We start from the raw sequence: 16,289 nt of genomic DNA on the forward strand, positions 1-16,289 counted from the left end.
TCACCTCAATCTCTACCCACACCCCCCGATCTCCTTTTGGGGGGGGTCCCGGTCGGGCCCGGGGCGCCCGGTTTTTTGTTTCGGGGGGGGGCCCACGGCCGTCACTCGAAGATCCGGTCCCTGACCGCCCTGGCCACGCCCGGGTCGTCGGAGAAGACTCCGTCGAGGCCAAGCCGGTAGAGCTTTTCCAGCCAGCCCGTCACGTCGCCCGTCGCGCGCGGGAAGGCGGGGTTGGCCGGGTTCCCGAGCCGGAAGTCCACTGGGAGCTGGGAGTTCTCCGGCCGAATGGTCCAGGTGTGGACCTGCAGCCGGACCCGGTGGGCATCCTGGATGAGGGTGGTCGGCTGCTGGGTGCGCCCCTCCGCGTCGACGGGGACGATCCGCCGGGTGTCGACGCCGACACCGTCCGCGTAACCCGCCACGTCACGCAGTCCCTCCGGGGTGACCATGGTGTCGTAGGTGCGCGGGTCTCCGGCCGCCGTCCAGTCGTACGGCGCGCCGGTCGCGTTGACCAGCTGGATCAGCGGCAGCCTGGTCTTCTTCCTCAGCTCACGCAGGTTCGCGGTCTCGAACGACTGGATGAAAACCGGGTCACGCCGCCCGCGCCAGCCGTACCTGCCGAGCACCTCCAGCAGCGGCTCCTCAAGAGAGAGCCCGATGGAGTCGAAGTAGCTGGGGTGCTTGGTCTCCGGGTAGACACCGACGCCGTGCCGCTGCGCGAGCTGGACGACCTCCTCGAAGGTCGGGATCTGCGCGAGCCCGTTGAAGACGGTGTTCTCCGGGCGCAGGTCGGGGATGCGCTCCTCCGCCTTGAGCGTCTTCAGCTCGGCGAGGGTGAAGTCCTCGGTGAACCACCCCGTGATGGGCCGCCCGTCGATGGTCTTGGTGGTACGGCGGGCCGCGAACTCCTGGTGGTTCTCCACGTCGGTGGTGCCGGAGATCTCGTTCTCGTGCCTGGCGACCAGCACGTGGTCCTTGGTTGAGACCAGGTCGGGCTCGATGTAGTCCGCGCCGAGCGCGATCGCGGTCTCGTAGGAGAGCAGGGTGTGCTCAGGCCGATGGGCGCTGGCGCCCCGGTGACCGATGACGATGGGAGCACGGCCTCGGTGGTCCGCCGTCGCGGGTTCGGGTTGTTGCAGCACAACCGCGACGGTACCGGTCACGAGAACGGCCAGCGCCACGGCCGAAAGCCTACGGATCATGCACAGGACGGTAGGAGCGGAAGGTGGCCGCCGAGTGCCGGGAACACGACCGGCACCGCACGCGGAGGTGACCGTCGGGGCGCCGGTGAAGCGAGGAGCTTCCGGGCTGCGACCGGAGGACGAGAGGTGCCGCTCCCCCGTGGCGTCCTGGCGGTCCCCGCGCACGGACAGGCGCCCCTGCCTGGCCTTTCCCGCCGAACGGGCGCCGACGGGAAAGGCTCAGAGCGTTGGAAGGACCTCAGAAGGGATACGTGGCGATGTCTGCCTGCATCGTCACCCACCGGGTCTCGGTGAACGCCTCGATGTTGGCCCTGCCTCCGCCGAAGCGCGAGCCGGTGCCGGAGGCGCGCAGGCCGCCGAACGGCGCCACCGCCTCGTCGTCGACGGTCTGGTCGTTGATGTGGACGATCCCGGTGGGGATGAGGTCGGCCAGCGCCAGTCCCCGCATCGCGTCCCGCGTGAGGATGCCCAGGGACAGGCCGTACTCGCTGTCGGCGGCCAGCGCGGCGGCCTCCTCCGCCGTGGAGAACGGCATGACCGGCGCGACCGGGCCGAACACCTCCTGGGCGTAGGCGGGGGCGCCGCCGGGCAGGTCCGCCAGCACCGTCGGCCGGTAGAACAATCCCTCATACGTGCCGCCTGCGGCCAACCGCGCCCCGGCCTCGACACTGCCGGTGACCAGGGCGTGGACCTTGTCGCGCTGACCCGCGTCGATCAGCGGGCCGAGCGCGACCTGCCCGCCCGCCGGGTCGCCGACCGGCAGGCGCTCTGCCTTCTCCGCCAGACGCGCGACGTACTCCTCCGCGATCGAGGAGTGCACCAGGTGGCGGCCCGTCGTCATGCAGATCTGCCCTTGGTGCAGGAACGAACCCCACGCCGCCGCGGAGACCGCCAGGTCCAGGTCGGCGTCCTCGAGCACGACCAGCGCGGAGTTTCCGCCGAGCTCCAGATGGGCCCGCTTGAGCAGCCGCCCGCACGCCTCGCCGACCCTGCGCCCCGCCGCGGTCGAGCCGGTGAAGGAGATCACCGGCACCAGCGGGTCGCCGACCAGCGTCTGGCCCGCCTCGACGCCGCCGGGCAGCACGTGGAGCAGCCCCTGGGGCAGCCCGGCCTCCTCGAAGACGCGGGCGATCGAGAAGCCGCCGGAGACGGCGGTGCGCGGGTCGGGCTTGAGGATCACCGCGTTGCCCAGCGCGAGCGCGGGCGCCACCGAGCGAATGGCGAGGATCAGCGGGAAGTTGAACGGCGAGATCACCCCCACGACCCCGACGGGAACGCGACGGGCCATGCTGAGCCGCTTCTTCGCGGTCGGCAGGATCTCCCCCAGTGGCTGGGAGGCCAGCGCGGCGGCCTCGTAGCACTCCTGGGCCGCGATGTGCGTCTCGGTGCCCGCCTTCGCGCGGACCGACCCGGCCTCGCGGACCAGCCAGTCCTGGATCTCGCTCTCGTGTTCCTCGAACAGCCGCCCGGCCCGCCGCAGCACCGCCGCCCGTTCCTCGAAGGAGGTGGCCGCCCACTCCCGCTGGGCTCGTACGGCCCGCACGACCGCCGCCGCGACATCCTCCGCGTCCGCCGTGCCGATCCGCCCGAGCTCGGCCCCGGTCGCGGGCTCGACCACGGCCGCGTCCCCACCCCGCGGAACGGTCCAGCCGTCCCCGAAGACCAGCCCCGTCCATGTTTTTGCGTCCATCAGCGTCATGGGGTCTCCCTCTGTCGAGACATGGTCCGAGGGACGACATGTTCAAAAATGAACATTCGTCCGCACGACGAACCTACACAGAGAGGACATCTGCTGACCATGGCATCTTTACCTCCATACAGTGGCGGGACGCACCGCGAAGTTCACCGGGCGAGAGCCGCCGCGAGGAGGGGGCACCGCACGCCCGCTCCTCGCCTGCCGCCCGCTTCACGAGTACGCCGTGGCCCCTGCCTCGGGCACAAGGTCTGCTATGGGCGGTATCACCCCATACGATGAGGCTCGTGCGCACCCTCGTCCTGTGGGACATCGATCACACACTGATCGCTGCCGGGCCGTTGACCAGGAAGATCTACGAGACGGCGTTCACCACCGTGACGGGCCGGACCATGGCCACGCACGGGCTGCCCTCGTTCGCCGGGCGGACCGATCGGGCGATCATCACCGAGACGCTGCTGATGCACGGCATCGAGACGTCCGAACCGCTGCTTCAGCGGCTTTCCCACGAGTTCGCCGCCGGGTTCGGTTCGCGGATCGAGGAAATCCGCGACCACGGCCGTGTCCTGCCGGGCGCCAGGGAGGCGCTGGCGGCCCTGGCGGCTCGCCCGGACGTGGTCCAGTCGGTGCTCACCGGGAACATGAAGCCCATCGCGATCAGCAAGCTGGCGGCGTTCTCACTGGACGAGTACGTGGACTTCGAGATCGGCGCCTACGGGCTCGACCACGGGGAACGGCCTCCGCTCGTACGGCTGGCACAGGTGCGGGCCGCGGACAAGTACGGCGGGGAGTTCGACGAGCACGGCACCGTCCTGGTCGGCGACACGCCGTACGACGTCCAGGCCGGGCACCACGGCGGCGCCCGGGTGGTCGCGGTGGCCACGGGAGCGAGCGACGAGGCGGCGCTGAGGCGGGCCGGCGCCGAGCTGGTGCTGGCCGACCTGGCGGACACCGACGCCGTGGTGCGGGCGGTGCTCGGCACGACGGCCTAGGCGCAGGACGTCCCGAAGGCTCCTGAACCACCACGCCCCCGACGCGATTCCGAGCGATGGGGCGTTCTTCCCACTCGGCAGGGTCTTTTCCGTTTGTCCCTGCGCTTCCCCGCTCGCGTGACAGGCTGTCGTCATGACATTTCCTGAGGTGACCATGACCTCGTCGGCACGCCGCGGACTGTTCTCGGGGATGTTCGCCAGGGGCGGCGCGGCGCCCGAGGTGTCGGACGCGGCGTGGCTGGCCGCGATGCTGGACGTCGAGGCGGCACTGGCCACGGCACAGGCGAAGGCCGATCTGGTGCCGTGGGAGGCCGCCGCCGCGGTGTGGGAGGCCTGCGCGCCGGAGCACTTCTCACCGGCCGAGCTCGGCCACGCGGCCGTACCGACGGGCAATCCGGTGATCCCCCTGGTCGCCGCCCTTCGTGAGCGGGTCAAGCCTGAGCTGCGCCGGTTCGTGCACTACGGCGCGACCAGCCAGGACATCAACGACACGGCGTCGATGCTGGTCGCCGCGCGCGCCCTGGCGCCGCTCACGGCAGACCTGTCCGCGTGCGCGGACGCATGCGCCCGGCTGGCCGCCGAACACCGCGACACCCTGGTGACGGGCCGCACGATCCTGCAGCACGCCGTACCGATCACCTTCGGCCTGAAGGCCGCGGGCTGGCTGAGCGCCGTCGACCATGGCCTGGCCGGTCTGGCCGGGCTGCGCCTGCCCGTCCAGTACGGCGGAGCCGCAGGAACCCTGGCCGTCCTCGGCGGACGGGGCCACGAGGTGCTGCCGCACCTGGCGGCGGAGCTTGGACTGGCCGAGCCCGCTCTCCCCTGGCACACCGACCGGACTCCGATCGCCCGGCTGGCCTGCGCCCTCGGCACCGCGGCCGGGGTGCTCGGGAAGATCGCGACCGATGTGAAGCTGCTGGCCCAGCCCGAGGTCGCGGAGGCGGCCGAGCCTTCCGCTCCTGGGCGCGGCGGCTCGAGCGCGATGCCGCACAAGCGCAATCCGGTCGGCGCGATGTCGGCGCTGGCCTGCGTACAGCGCGTCCCCGGCCTGGTGGCCACCGCGCTCAGCGGCATGCTCCACGAGCACGAGCGCGCGACCGGCCTCTGGCAGGCCGAGTGGGAGACGCTGAGCGACCTGCTCAGGCTCACCGGCAGCGCGGCGTCCTGGCTCCGTGAGGCGCTTGAGGGGCTGACCGTGGACACCGCGCGGATGCGGGCCAACCTCGGCGCGACGAGGGGGCTGTTGATGGCCGAGCACGTCGTCGTCAAGCTCGGCGGCACCCCGCAGGCCAGGGCGCTGGTCGACGCCGCCTGTGCCAGAGCCGCCGACGAGGGCGGCTCGCTGCGGGAGGCGCTGCTGGCCGCCCCCCAGGTGGACCTGACCCCCGGGGAGGTGGACGCCGCTCTGGACCCCGCGGGCTACCTCGGCTCGGCGGAAGCCTTCGTCGACCGGGCCCTGCGCGCGCATCGGGGAACGCCCTGACCGGCGTCGGGCGGCCCGGCCGCGCGGCCCCGGTCAGGGCTTGCGCCAGGTCGTGCGGACCTCGTGGATCGACAGCGCCGTCGAGGTGAGGAAAGCGGGAGCGGCATGGTGCGCGTCACCGCCTCGGTGGACGGCCTGCACTGGGCGGCTCTGGTCGCCGCCGTGACACTGAACACGGGCTACGACCTGTCCGCCGAGCGCGCCAAGGGGCTGTATACGGGGTAGCCGGGAGTCTGGTGCCAGAACCGAGCTGTAAGGCCCTGCGTCCTTTCCGATCGTCGGCACACCGATGTCTGCTCTGGCCGGTCGACGCCGGGGCGTGCCGGATCACGTCGGCCCGGGGTCCTGGCTCCTGATAACGAGCCCTGTCGGCGCTTACCGGCCGCTGACCGTGTTGCCCGTCTGACGACCTGATCCGTCGGGGCTCGTGCTTTTCGAGGCGTTCCACCAATGTGGACATGTGATTGGCTTCTCTTTCAGAGGCGACTGCGGTTGGCGTCGGCCTAGATGAGATCACCGCACGGTAGAACTGTAACGAGTCACGCCGCAAGCGGCAGACGAGCTGCTGATAAAGCCAACGGGGGCCAGGTCGACGCCGGCACCCGGTAGACATTTTCGAAAACAAGGCAGTCCTATTTTGGGCGCCAGTTCAAAATATGGGTCATACCGGGTGCCAGCGTCGAGGGTGGCAGGCCCAGCCGGGCCGTAGGTCAAGAATCACCGTTCCGATGCTCGTCACGCTCCGAATCTGCGGCCGGAACTTCGAGACCTTTTACTCTGGTCGCCGCCTACATGCGATGCAGATTCGCGTTGTCGATGACAAAGAACATGTTATGTCCCCGACAGCCCTTGGGGGGCGTGAACTTGGAATAGGCTTGATAGTGTGGTCGGATCCATGATCCACCCCCGCTCAAGGTATCCCCATCAAGGATCTTCTCCCCTATCGGAGTAATGACACCTCGCCTACCGTCCGAAGCGCGTAGCGGTAAGGTTTCTTTGGGCCATACCGGAACAGCGGTTCGTTCTGGTCGGTAATTGGTGGCAACCACAACTAGACAGGATTGGTCTGCGATCCACTTCAGACGTGCGGTCAGCGGCATCAGCTGGCTGTCGAATCGATCATTGTGTACGAGAATGACCGGGTCGGTACCGATCGCCGTGGAGCGGGGGGGGAGTCGGCTCTGTAGTGTTGCCAGCGGATTGACTATCGGCCACGCAGGCGGCCAGCGCCGTGATGCTAGCAAGTACGGCAGTGAGAGTCGCACGTCTCATATGGATTCACCTATGGCATGAGGTCTAGGCCCCGCACCAGGATGCGCGGCCCAGCATCGGATCTATCGGGTCCATACGTAATAACGTGCCCCGTTGTAGTATCGGTTCACCGGTGTGAAAGAGCACCACAGAACGCCACTGTCATCGTAGAGGGAGCCGCGTAGGACACCGTATGCTTCCCCGCCGTCCCGGTGGAACGGCCCACCACTGTCACCGTGGTCACATGTCGTGGCACCCACCGGGATGGTCGTCCTCACGAGGCCGCCGATTGTGCCGTCCATGGTGGTCTGGTTAATTGCGGCAACTGTGCCACAGCTTCGCCCCGTTTTGTATCCGAACTTGCACACAGCGTCACCTACCTTGGGGGCTGCGGATCTGGCGTCGGCATACTTCTTCTGGCCCCAGTCCCAGTAGAAGGTGCGAGTGGCCGTGAGTTCCGTGCCGTGATCGAAGTAACCGACATCGCCGCCGTTTCCGACGTAGCTCCACCTACCGGTGATGGTGGTGCAGTCACCGTCGCCAGATTGATTGCAGTAGGTCTCTGCAACGCCGGTCTCCACGCAGTGGCCAGCCGAACCGAGTCGCTTGGTGGCGCCGCTTTCGGAGATCAGGTTGAAGTTGGAGGTGCAGTTTTGGGGCCCGAGGTTGCCGCCTCCTCGAATGTATCCATCGAAGGGGCTGTCAAGCTGCTCCACGGTGCTGATGGACACGTTGACCTTGATAGCAGGGGTCGCCGCTCTCAGTGACGCTAAAGACGACTGTAACGTGTCGTTTGTCAGCGCTGATACGCTATCCGCCGAGGGTACCACGACACCCTCGATTCCCAGTTCAGGGTCATACCAGGTGCTGACTGCCTTCACGCCGGGTGCGCGCCGCAGAGCGCGGTCGATCTGCTCTTGGGCTCTGGATAGGTCAACCTCGATATAGCCAAGGTTTCCGCGTAACTCAACCTGACCAGGAAGAGTTTTAGCTAGTTGAACAGCTTGCTTTGGAATCGCGCCTTTGAAGCCGATCCAAGCGCCGCCTCCGTTCTTGTTGATGAAGCCGGATAGCTGATCAGGGAAAGCGGTTTTCAGTTGGCCGGAAACCCTGTCACCGTAGCGCTGGTAGCCGTATCGCTCGATTGCCTCTTCCAGAGGGATTTGCAGGGACTCGGCCATCCCCTCCAGGTCGTTGATCTGCGAAGCCGACAAGTCGTCGATCACGACGTCGGGGATGTCCACTGGGCCGTCAACCCAATTGGCGGTAGCGGAGCGTTCGGTCTTGATTTTCTCATCGATGTAGGCGTGGATTGCCTGCCGCAAGGTGATCTCTTGGGCGGTCGCTTCCTTCTATCGAATAATGATAGATAAGTCTTGATCTGAATCCTCTCGTGAGCGACCCAGGCAGTAAGTAGCCTGATACTGTCCGCGTTCTACCGCACCAATTCATTTCCTCCAGGGTGGACTGGGGGCCGCGGGCGGATACAGGGCGCCAGTCCATTCCCTTACCCGGGTGCGATGGTCGTGGGCCTGGTCGGCCAGGCCAGGCACCCGGGCCAGCAGTGCGTCGGCCTGTTCCTCATCATCGGTGCCCCGGCCAATTACCACGGCCAGTGCATCGATCAAGGTAGTTGTGCTGAGGCCGGGCAGCAGGCCGCGCCCAGTAGCGGCTGCTCGTGTGCCAGCAGTCGATCTTCCACCTCATCCGCGCCCTGTTCCCGGTCGTCCGCTCCTCTCGCCCTGTCGTCGTGCCTAAGGTTTTGGCTCCTGATAACGAGTCATCAGGCGACGTTCGCCTTGTGACCAGGCGTTTTCGCTGACCTTCAAGTGAAGTACAAGTACGTTCTGCGACTTTTGGTCACCGATGCCGAGATCGCAGGAGACTTTTCATGGGGGTTCGCAGCTTCTTCCCGGACAGCCGGATGGGCAGGTCGACGACGCCGTTTCTGCCATATGTGTCTGGACCGGGGGAGGTCCTGGAGACCGCGCGGCGCGATCTGCGGGTCATCGGGGACGCGAAGGAGATCTCGCGGGGAGAGCCGGGAGAGCCCGGAGAGAGGGTGGGCCCGAACGGGCTCATCGAGGCCGCGACGGATCTGGAGATCCGGGTGGAGCCATCACGATCCTGGCGGACCGCCTGTGTGGCGTACTCGGGTGCCTTCGACAAGGACAACGAGGAGGCCTTCGTCTCGTCGGCGGGCGGGAAAGCCGAGGTGTCTGACGAGACCACCGCGACGGACGTCCGGCGGGGTCTTAGGAGTCGTGCACCCGCCCGGCCGGAGACGGCGGCCATCGCTGTCTTCACCGCGGGTGCCACGATCGCCCTGGTCACCCTGGTCGCGTTCGGCGCCGTGCTGGACCAGGTCTGGCTGATGCCCCCGCTTGTCGCCAGCGCCGCCCTGGTCTTCGGTGCGCCGACCCTGCCGCTGGCGCAGCCGCGAAGCGTGATCGGCGGTCAGCTGCTGGCGGCGCTTACCGGATTCGCCGTGCTGGCCGTCGCCGGCTCCTCCATCTGGGCCGCCGCCGTCGCCGGTGGCCTGGCCCTCGGGGTCACGGCTCTGACTCGTACGCCGCACTCGCCCGCCGCCGCCACCGCCACGATCGTGGTGGCTCAGCAGCAGCCCGTGCTGCCGTTCCTGCCGATTCTCTTCGCCGCAACCGTCATCCTGGTGATCGTCGGCATGCTCGTCGGACGCAGCGGAGTGACAGCGCGCTACCCCACCTACTGGTGGTGACGGCCACGACTCCGCCGTTTCTCCCAGGAGACCCGCGATCGGATCGGTTTCGGGAATCTCCCAGCCGCTCGGCCAGTGTGGCGGGCGGCGCGATCTGCCGGGTGATCCGCGGGCGACAGAACGTTCGGTACGGGTCACCATGAACCCCATGGACGGCAATCGGGTGCTGGGCGTCGATGGATGCAAGAAGGGCTGGGTCGGTGTCGCCCTCGGCGAGGGGCGAGTGAGTGCGTACTTCGCAGCGCGGATCGGAGATCTCGTCTCCCGCGCAGAGGAGGGCGGCGCTCTTGAAGTCGTGGCTGTCGACATACCGATCGGCCTGCCTGACAGCGGGCGCCGGCAGGCCGATGTACTGGCGCGCCGGGAAGTAGGGCCGCGTTGGCAGTCGGTGTTCATGACTCCGACCCGTGCCGCGTTGGAGGCGGCCGACCACACGTCGGCCATCGCGATCAATCGTCGGCTGGCCGGTGAGGGGGTCTCGCGGCAGGCGTTCGCTCTGAAGAAGAAGCTGCTGGAGGTCGATCTGTGGGTCCACCGGGCACGACAGCATGTGGTCGAGGTCCATCCCGAGCTCTGCTTCGCCCGGTTGGCGGGCGCTCCTCTGCCGGTCCGCAAGACCACCTGGGCGGGTGTGGAACACCGGCGCGCCCTGCTCGCCGATGCCGGCATCGTGATCGCCGGGGACATCGGCCTGGCCGGTGTGATGGCGGGTGTGGACGACGTTTTTGACGCTGCGGTCGCGGCCTGGACGGCACAACGCGTTGCCGTGGGACAGGCCCGTTCCGTTCCCTGCCCGCCCCAGGTTTTCGGTGACGGCCTGTCCTGCGCGATCTGGGCTTGATCGGCCGTGAGGAGTACGGCCTACGTCCGTGACCACCATCCCCGCGACCAGGCGAGCACCGCGAACACGATTCCACCTTGAGGCGGGCAAGTCCGTGACGCGGATGAGCGGGCACGGGCTGAACCTGCTGGTGCGCCGCGCCGCCGTACGGGCCGGGCTGCCCAACGCCGAGGCGTTCAGCGCGCACTCGCTGCGCGCCGGCGGCGGCGCGCTCGGCCTACGCCGACGGCTCCAACCTGCGGGTGCGCTCCAGCGGCATCGTGCACGAGGTCGCGATGACGAAGTGGTTCGCCGACGAGCGGATGCCCGGCCCGGCGTGCATGGTGGGCGTCAGCGGGTGGGATCCGGGTGCGGCCCATCCGGACCGCGGGCCGGTGACGTGCCGCCGTTGCCTGAAACTCACCGGCACCGAGCCGCTCGGCGAGCAGCTGGAACTGTTCGCCGCCGCGGAGCAGGACGGGCCCGCGGACGGCGGGGACGGTCCGGCGGACCAGCCCACCAGTCCGGTCGGCCCTCCGATGCCGTCGAAGTAGGTCATCAACTCCGCGGGAACATTTGTCCAAGACTGATAGTCGACCGCCCGTGCATAGTCTCCGCATGAGTGAGTACGACATTGAGCACTCGCATGGGATGCACGTGGTCCATGACGGCCCGCGGCAGGCGCCGCCGTTGTTGCTCATCCACGGATCGGGGGCCTCGAGCGGCTTCTGGAACCCGGTGGTCCCGGCACTGGTCGGCCACCATCACGTCATCCGGGTCGACCTCCCGGGCTGCGGCCAGTCCCCGCCCGCGCCGTCGTACGACGTGCCTGCGCAGGCGGCCCGGGTGGCGGCGCTGCTGGACGACCTCGGCCTTCGTCACGTCGCCGCGGTCGGGCACTCCAGCGGCGGCTACGTCGCCACCGCGCTTGCCGAACAACGTCCCGACCTCGTAGGTTCGCTTGCACTGATCAGTAGCGGCCCAAGTCTGGATGCGCTCCTTCGGCAGCCGTTCATCCTTCGGGTCCTGTTGGCCTTGCCTTTGGGTCCGCTCCTCTGGTCGAGGCGCTCGGATGCGATGATCCGCAGGGGGATCAGCGCGACGGCCGCTCGCCCGGTGGACGTCCCGGACGACGTGGTCGCCGATGTACGGGGCATCACCTACCGCGTGATGAGGACGGTGCTGCGCCGGAACACCGCGTACATCGCCGAGCGGAGCGTGCCCGAGCGTCTCACCGCCCTCGAGGTCCCCGTGCTGGCCATCTTCGGCGCTGCCGACCCCCGTTGGAAGCCGTCGTCGGCGCACCAGTACGACGCAGTGCCGAACGCGCGGGTCGAGCTGCTGCCCGGTGTCGGGCACCTACCCATGTTGGAAGCGCCCGAGACGACCGGCAAACTGCTGCTGGGCTTCACGGCAACGGGCCGCTGACAGTCCGTCCATGATCCCTGAGGCCTAGACTGGTCACGTGTTGTCGATCGGGACGCCACCTGACCGGGTATGGGTGGACGTCGCAGTCCCACGCCCGTCGGTTCGGCTGCCCGGGGTCAGCATGGCCGGGTTCCGCCATCGTGCCCCGGCCTTTGTGGACATCGCCATGGTCGCGTACCCGTCCGTCACCCTGCTCGTCGATCTGAGCGGGGGAGAAGGCGTCATCTACGAAACCCATGGTCGGCACGAGCGCGGCAGTGTCGTCGTCGGGCTCCTCCCCGGCGATCTCCGGGCAACTGGCTGGGGAGTCGGCGAGTTCCTCCAGATCCGGCTGGAGCCGGTCGCGGCGGCTACGTTGTTCGGCGCATCGACCGAGCTCAGCGGGACGGTGGTAGCCCTTGAGGGGGTCTGGGGCCGCGACGCCGGGCGAGCCGAGGACAGGCTGCGCGCCGCCACGTCGTGGGACGAACGGTTCACGATCGCGGTGGACATCCTCGGCCGACGGCTGGGCGCCCACCCACCGGTCGATCCGCAGGTCGCCTACACCTGGCGGCGGACGCTCACCAGCCGGGGGCGGGTGCGGGTCGGCGGCCTGGCGGACGAGGTCGGCTGGAGCCGCAAGCGCCTGTGGTCCCGCTTCCGGTCCCAGCTCGGCATCACACCCAAACGCGCCGCCCGACTGGTGCGCTTCGACCACGCCGCCCACCTACTCGCGGCGGGTCACGCCGCCGCCCGCGTTGCCACCGAGAGCGGCTACGTCGACCAGTCCCACCTCCACCGCGAGGTCACGACGTTTGCCGGGCTCACGCCCACGGCCCTGGCCGTCGCGCCGTGGCTCGCGATCGACGACGTTGCGTGGCCGGCTTCATCGCCAACCCAGCGCCCGGCCTGGGACCGGATTGGCTCCCGTCGTGGTTCCACTGCGCTGACCTGGTCAGATGCCGTCCCAGGAACCAGATTCGCCAGGGTCTCTACGCGCGCGGGGTATCGGTAAGAACCGGGCCACTCGCCGGAGGCGGCGGCGGTCAGTCGAAGACCTCGGTGACTGCGGCCCTGACCCGGTGGCCGTTGCTGTCGACGACGAGATACCAGTAGTCGTCGTAGGGCACCTCCAGGACGACGGGGCTGATGTTGTAGAAGCCGCCGTAGTACTCGTACTGACCGCCGTCGAGGTAGGCCTGGTAGTCGTCGCTGTCCATGAGGCACACCCTGGCGGCCGAGCCTCGCAGTTCCACCTCGAAGCAGGTGCCGCCCGCGCGCGATCCGAGCTCTCAGTACAGATGCTCCACACGTCATTAGTAACGCCTCCCGCGATGGAACGGCAGGCAAAACCGGGGCCGACCGCTTGGAACGAGGCGCGACTTTCGCGACTTTCGCGACACCCTACGCGCACGCGCGAAGAAGGCCATGGACCCTGAAGAGGTGTGACGCGCGACGTTCTTTGACAGGGTCCCAGCGGCGTTCTTTGGCAGGGTCAGTTGGTCCCGATGACAAGGGCGTCGCGGGCGGCGTCGATGACCTCAGCAGTGATCCGGTCGATGTCGTCATTGAGGGTGAGCACGCGTTCGGCTTGGCTCATCAGCCGGGAGACTAGCCGGAAGTTGCCTGCGGTGGTTCGGGCGTAGCCGAAGTCCATAGACCCTCACCCGTCTCGAAACCTGACGCCGTGACCAGGGTTATGAGTAGTCACTGTCTCGATGGCCCCATCTCGCCCTGCTTCACATAAAAAGGACTCATATGTCCGTGTCTCACGGCAGTCTGACAGAGAGGGGGTCGAGTGCCACCCCAGACCGGCCCGCACCCTGGCCTCGCGCGCCTTCCTCTCGGTCCCCAAGGTTCGCGAGGCGGTGGCGCGACGGCCTGTGAAGCCGGGCCGTCGCGCCTGTCTCATGCCGTCTCAGCCGTCGGTGCGTCGGCGGAGGCGGGAAGCTCGGTGAGGCGTGCGGCGATACGGCGTGCGGCGTCTCCCGCCTCGGAGACGGAGGCCTGTTCGGCGCGCTCGCCGGTGACGTTCCAGAAGAACGTCCGCTCGTGGTGGTCGGTCCAGATGGTGACGTCGGCCTGTACGACGTTCAGCCGTGGGGCGCCGTCGTCGTGGCCGAGTGTGGTGAAGACGTTGTGGTTGATGAGGAGCTGCTGCAGGCGGCGCAGCGCGGTGGCCGCGGGGTCGTAGGCGCCAGTGATCTTGCGCATGGCGGTGGCGGCGGGCGTGCCGGGTGGGAACACGGTGGGCTCCTTCACGGTGGGGTGTGGCGGCCCCGGGATCGTCCGGCAGGCGACCTGTGGTGAGGTCACCGGCCGTTGGGGAATGATCCCGGGGCCGCCCGGGGAGGTGGCATGGTCCCGGTGACCCTTACGGGGGCTGCGGGGTCACCGCGGGGGCGGGACCCGCCACATGTTCATCACGGGGTTGAGGGCCTCCATCGAGCTCAGCGGCCGGGCAGGGGAGGTGGCCACGATCGTGTGGTCGCCGCGCCGGGATGCCGAGAAGCGGCGCCCGTACAGCAGCCACATCACCCCGGCAAGGCGTTGGGGTCGCTCGGCGGGCAGGTCATCGGGGAAACGCACACCGATCTCCTTCCGGGGGGAGGCGTTGGGCGGCGAGCCGTACGGCGGCCAGGGCGGGCGTGCGGTAGATCGCCCATCGAGACCTGCCGTGCTGTCCCCGGCGCGGGGCGGGCCACCAGATGTGCTTTCCGTCGGTCACGGCCACCAGGCCGGGCCCGATCGGTACGGCGACGCGGCCGGACTCGAACAGCAGCGTGTCCGTGTGAACGCCGTGGTCACGGAGCGCGGCCTGGAGTTCTGCGGCGACCTGTACGGCTTCAGCCATCTGCGGCCTCCAGCAAAGCCCTCAGGCCGTCGAGGTCACGGTGGCGAAGTCGCGCCTCATCATCAGAGGCTTCGGCAGGCCGGGCGCACCAGTCACCGTGGACGCCCTCTGCGATTTCCCGCCAGATCAGCCATTCGGGATGGGCGGCCTGAAGGACTTCGGCCGTGCTGGGCCCGAACGGCAGGAGAAGGTCCTTGTCGTTCACGCCGCTTACGTTACGAAGTCGCTCGATTACCAGCCAGTCGCGGAGCGCCGTAGATTACCGGCGCCACGCGCTGAACCGCTACGCGGCGTGGCACCTCAGCCGGTGAGGCCGAAGAAGTCCACCAGGGCCCGCTGCTCGTCGGTGAGCCTGCGCTTGGCGGTGCTGACGATCTCCCGGGTCGTGTCATGCCCGAGCTGTTGGTAGCGCAGCCACTCCGGTGCCTTCAGCCGCAGCCCCGTCATGATTTCCGTCGCCCGGCCGACGTCGCCGATCCGGGTGTTCGCGCGGGCCTCGTCCAGCAGTGCCCGGTTCCAGGTGCTGGAGACCGTACGCCCAACTCCACGGGGCAGCCTGCCGAACAGCTCGACCGCCTTGCCGGGCTTCCCGGCGACCATTGCGTTCTCCGCTTGATTGAGGGCTGCCGTCAGCGGCCCGAAGGATCGGTCGGAGTCGCCGTGGTGCTCGCGCCCGATCCGGTTACCGGCCAGGACGGCGAGATCAGCGTATTCATCCGCCTCGTCGGGCCGGTTGTCGCGGGCAGCCGCCGCGGAGGCTCGGCCCAGCAGTACTCCCCAAGAGCTCAGTTCCTCCGGGGTGGCGCGGGACATGCGAGGCTCAAGCTCGTCGGCGGCGTGTACGCACAAGTCCACGACCTCGCGGAAGCGCCCCTGCCGTATCATCGCCCACCCCTGGATGTTGATCGCGGCGCTCAGAAGCGCCGTGTCGCCGATGGTCACGGCATCCTGTTGGGACTTTTGGACGGCGATCAGGGCCAGATCATGGGCGCGGATCTGGATGAGGTAGCGAGCGGCCAGGCTGTAGGCGCTGGCGCGCAACCGCAACGCGTTGGCGCGGGTGGGGGCATCGGCGAGGTGGGCGACGTGGTGCTGGGCCGACAGCAGCAGCGGCGGCAGGAGCTGCGCGAGGTCGTCATACCTGTTGCTGTGGTAGATCGCGCCGACGGCCGCGACGGTCGTCGTGAGCCGCTGCAGGGACAGCTCGGCGGCGTCCGCGAAGCCGTACATCGGCTCCCCGCGCGGGCTCACCGCCGGGATGACCGCCGCCCGGATCGGGGCCAGCATCGTCTCAGGCGGCCCGTCGAGCACCGGCTCGGGCGGCCCTGCCGCGACGAACGTCATCGTGACCACGTCCAGCGCCCTGGCCAAGGCGTGATAGGTCTCCATTCGAGCGGTTCCGCCCTGCTCGATCTTTCTCACCACGCCGACGCTGACCCCGCTGGCATTGGCGAGTTCTTCCTGGGTGAGACCCCGGTTCATCCGCAGTGTGCGGATCCTGTCGCCGAGGCTGACGTGCTGCGCGGTACTTTCGGGCATGGCCCTGCACCTCCTGATGGCAACGACATCCACAGATTAGATGTGCGGGGTTCACTTGTATGCGGATCTCAACAGGACCCTCACTCCCGAGACGGGCCCGGGGTCACTCTCGCGAACACCTGGGCCTGGACCAAGCGCCGCATCGCCTTACGGGAATGATCCCCGTTGGGAGTTCCGGTGGAGACCCCACGGTTCCGGGTGGCAGGTCCGGTACGGATGATTTTTCGCGAGCACCACCGGCTCCCTCCTGACCGGCTGGGCGGATGACCTCGGCCGCGACACAACGCCATCACACACCGTGACTCGCCGAC

At 68.4% G+C, this 16,289-nt stretch carries 16 protein-coding genes and 1 pseudogene; 7 read left to right on the forward strand and 10 right to left on the reverse strand.

The annotated features are described in order from the left end of the window. Positions 1–101: 101 nt before the first annotated feature. Positions 102–1,202, reverse strand: coding sequence for a glycerophosphodiester phosphodiesterase (locus tag AB0395_RS32465; protein ID WP_366287709.1), 1,101 nt, complete (start codon positions 1,200–1,202; stop codon positions 102–104). Between the two features lie 238 nt (positions 1,203–1,440). Further along, positions 1,441–2,901 carry a benzaldehyde dehydrogenase gene (locus AB0395_RS32470; RefSeq protein WP_366287711.1) on the reverse strand — a complete coding sequence of 487 codons (1,461 nt, stop codon included), beginning with the start codon at positions 2,899–2,901 and terminating at the stop codon, positions 1,441–1,443. Between the two features lie 281 nt (positions 2,902–3,182). On the opposite strand from AB0395_RS32470, the gene AB0395_RS32475 reads away from it, so the two are divergent. Both AB0395_RS32475 and pcaB read left to right on the forward strand, forming a co-directional pair. After that, positions 3,183–3,887, forward strand: a complete 705-nt coding sequence (locus AB0395_RS32475; protein WP_366287713.1) for a haloacid dehalogenase-like hydrolase — start codon at positions 3,183–3,185, stop codon at positions 3,885–3,887. A 133-nt stretch (positions 3,888–4,020) separates the two neighbouring features. Next, entirely contained in the window at positions 4,021–5,370 is a 1,350-nt protein-coding gene (pcaB, locus tag AB0395_RS32480; protein ID WP_366287715.1) for a 3-carboxy-cis,cis-muconate cycloisomerase, read from the forward strand. A 1,334-nt stretch (positions 5,371–6,704) separates the two neighbouring features. Here the strand turns inward: pcaB and AB0395_RS32485 are convergent. Beyond that, entirely contained in the window at positions 6,705–7,946 is a 1,242-nt protein-coding gene (locus tag AB0395_RS32485) for a S1 family peptidase (RefSeq protein ID WP_366287716.1), read from the reverse strand. A gap of 566 nt (positions 7,947–8,512) precedes the next feature. Here AB0395_RS32485 and AB0395_RS32490 point away from each other — a divergent pair. From AB0395_RS32490 to AB0395_RS32510, 5 genes are all read left to right on the forward strand, one after another. Further along, on the forward strand, positions 8,513–9,358 hold the full coding sequence (locus tag AB0395_RS32490; RefSeq protein WP_366287718.1) for an HPP family protein: 846 nt from the start codon (positions 8,513–8,515) through the stop codon (positions 9,356–9,358). Positions 9,359–9,521: 163 nt separating this feature from the next. Continuing rightward, on the forward strand, positions 9,522–10,199 hold the full coding sequence (locus AB0395_RS32495; protein WP_366287719.1) for a DUF429 domain-containing protein: 678 nt from the start codon (positions 9,522–9,524) through the stop codon (positions 10,197–10,199). A 242-nt stretch (positions 10,200–10,441) separates the two neighbouring features. Next, positions 10,442–10,732, forward strand: coding sequence for a hypothetical protein (locus AB0395_RS32500; RefSeq protein WP_366287721.1), 291 nt, complete (start codon positions 10,442–10,444; stop codon positions 10,730–10,732). A gap of 64 nt (positions 10,733–10,796) precedes the next feature. Continuing rightward, positions 10,797–11,606, forward strand: a complete 810-nt coding sequence (locus AB0395_RS32505) for an alpha/beta hydrolase (RefSeq protein WP_366287722.1) — start codon at positions 10,797–10,799, stop codon at positions 11,604–11,606. 73 nt (positions 11,607–11,679) lie between these two features. Further along, positions 11,680–12,600, forward strand: coding sequence for a helix-turn-helix domain-containing protein (locus AB0395_RS32510; protein ID WP_366287724.1), 921 nt, complete (start codon positions 11,680–11,682; stop codon positions 12,598–12,600). Positions 12,601–12,631: 31 nt separating this feature from the next. Here AB0395_RS32510 and AB0395_RS32515 read toward each other — a convergent pair. The 7 genes and pseudogenes from AB0395_RS32515 to AB0395_RS32545 all read right to left on the reverse strand — a co-directional run. Beyond that, positions 12,632–12,853: pseudogene (locus AB0395_RS32515) on the reverse strand (DUF1883 domain-containing protein); the annotation flags it as partial. Positions 12,854–13,080: 227 nt separating this feature from the next. Continuing rightward, a complete protein-coding gene (locus AB0395_RS32520) occupies positions 13,081–13,242 on the reverse strand; it encodes a hypothetical protein (protein WP_366287726.1) in 162 nt (53 codons plus the stop codon). Between the two features lie 251 nt (positions 13,243–13,493). Then, positions 13,494–13,832 carry a hypothetical protein gene (locus AB0395_RS32525; RefSeq protein ID WP_366287728.1) on the reverse strand — a complete coding sequence of 113 codons (339 nt, stop codon included), beginning with the start codon at positions 13,830–13,832 and terminating at the stop codon, positions 13,494–13,496. A 144-nt stretch (positions 13,833–13,976) separates the two neighbouring features. Next, positions 13,977–14,174, reverse strand: a complete 198-nt coding sequence (locus tag AB0395_RS32530; protein WP_366287730.1) for a hypothetical protein — start codon at positions 14,172–14,174, stop codon at positions 13,977–13,979. Next, on the reverse strand, positions 14,158–14,439 hold the full coding sequence (locus AB0395_RS32535) for a hypothetical protein (RefSeq protein WP_366287732.1): 282 nt from the start codon (positions 14,437–14,439) through the stop codon (positions 14,158–14,160). Before AB0395_RS32535 ends, AB0395_RS32530 begins: the two co-directional genes overlap by 17 nt. Continuing rightward, the gene (locus AB0395_RS32540) at positions 14,432–14,644 is read right to left on the reverse strand and encodes a hypothetical protein (protein ID WP_366287733.1); all 213 of its coding nucleotides are present in this window, start codon (positions 14,642–14,644) and stop codon (positions 14,432–14,434) included. Before AB0395_RS32540 ends, AB0395_RS32535 begins: the two co-directional genes overlap by 8 nt. Before the next feature lie 95 nt (positions 14,645–14,739). Further along, positions 14,740–15,978 carry a helix-turn-helix transcriptional regulator gene (locus tag AB0395_RS32545; protein WP_366287734.1) on the reverse strand — a complete coding sequence of 413 codons (1,239 nt, stop codon included), beginning with the start codon at positions 15,976–15,978 and terminating at the stop codon, positions 14,740–14,742. Positions 15,979–16,289 lie beyond the last annotated feature (311 nt).

Source organism: Streptosporangium sp. NPDC051023, from assembly GCF_040689595.1.
Lineage (GTDB): Bacteria > Actinomycetota > Actinomycetes > Streptosporangiales > Streptosporangiaceae > Streptosporangium.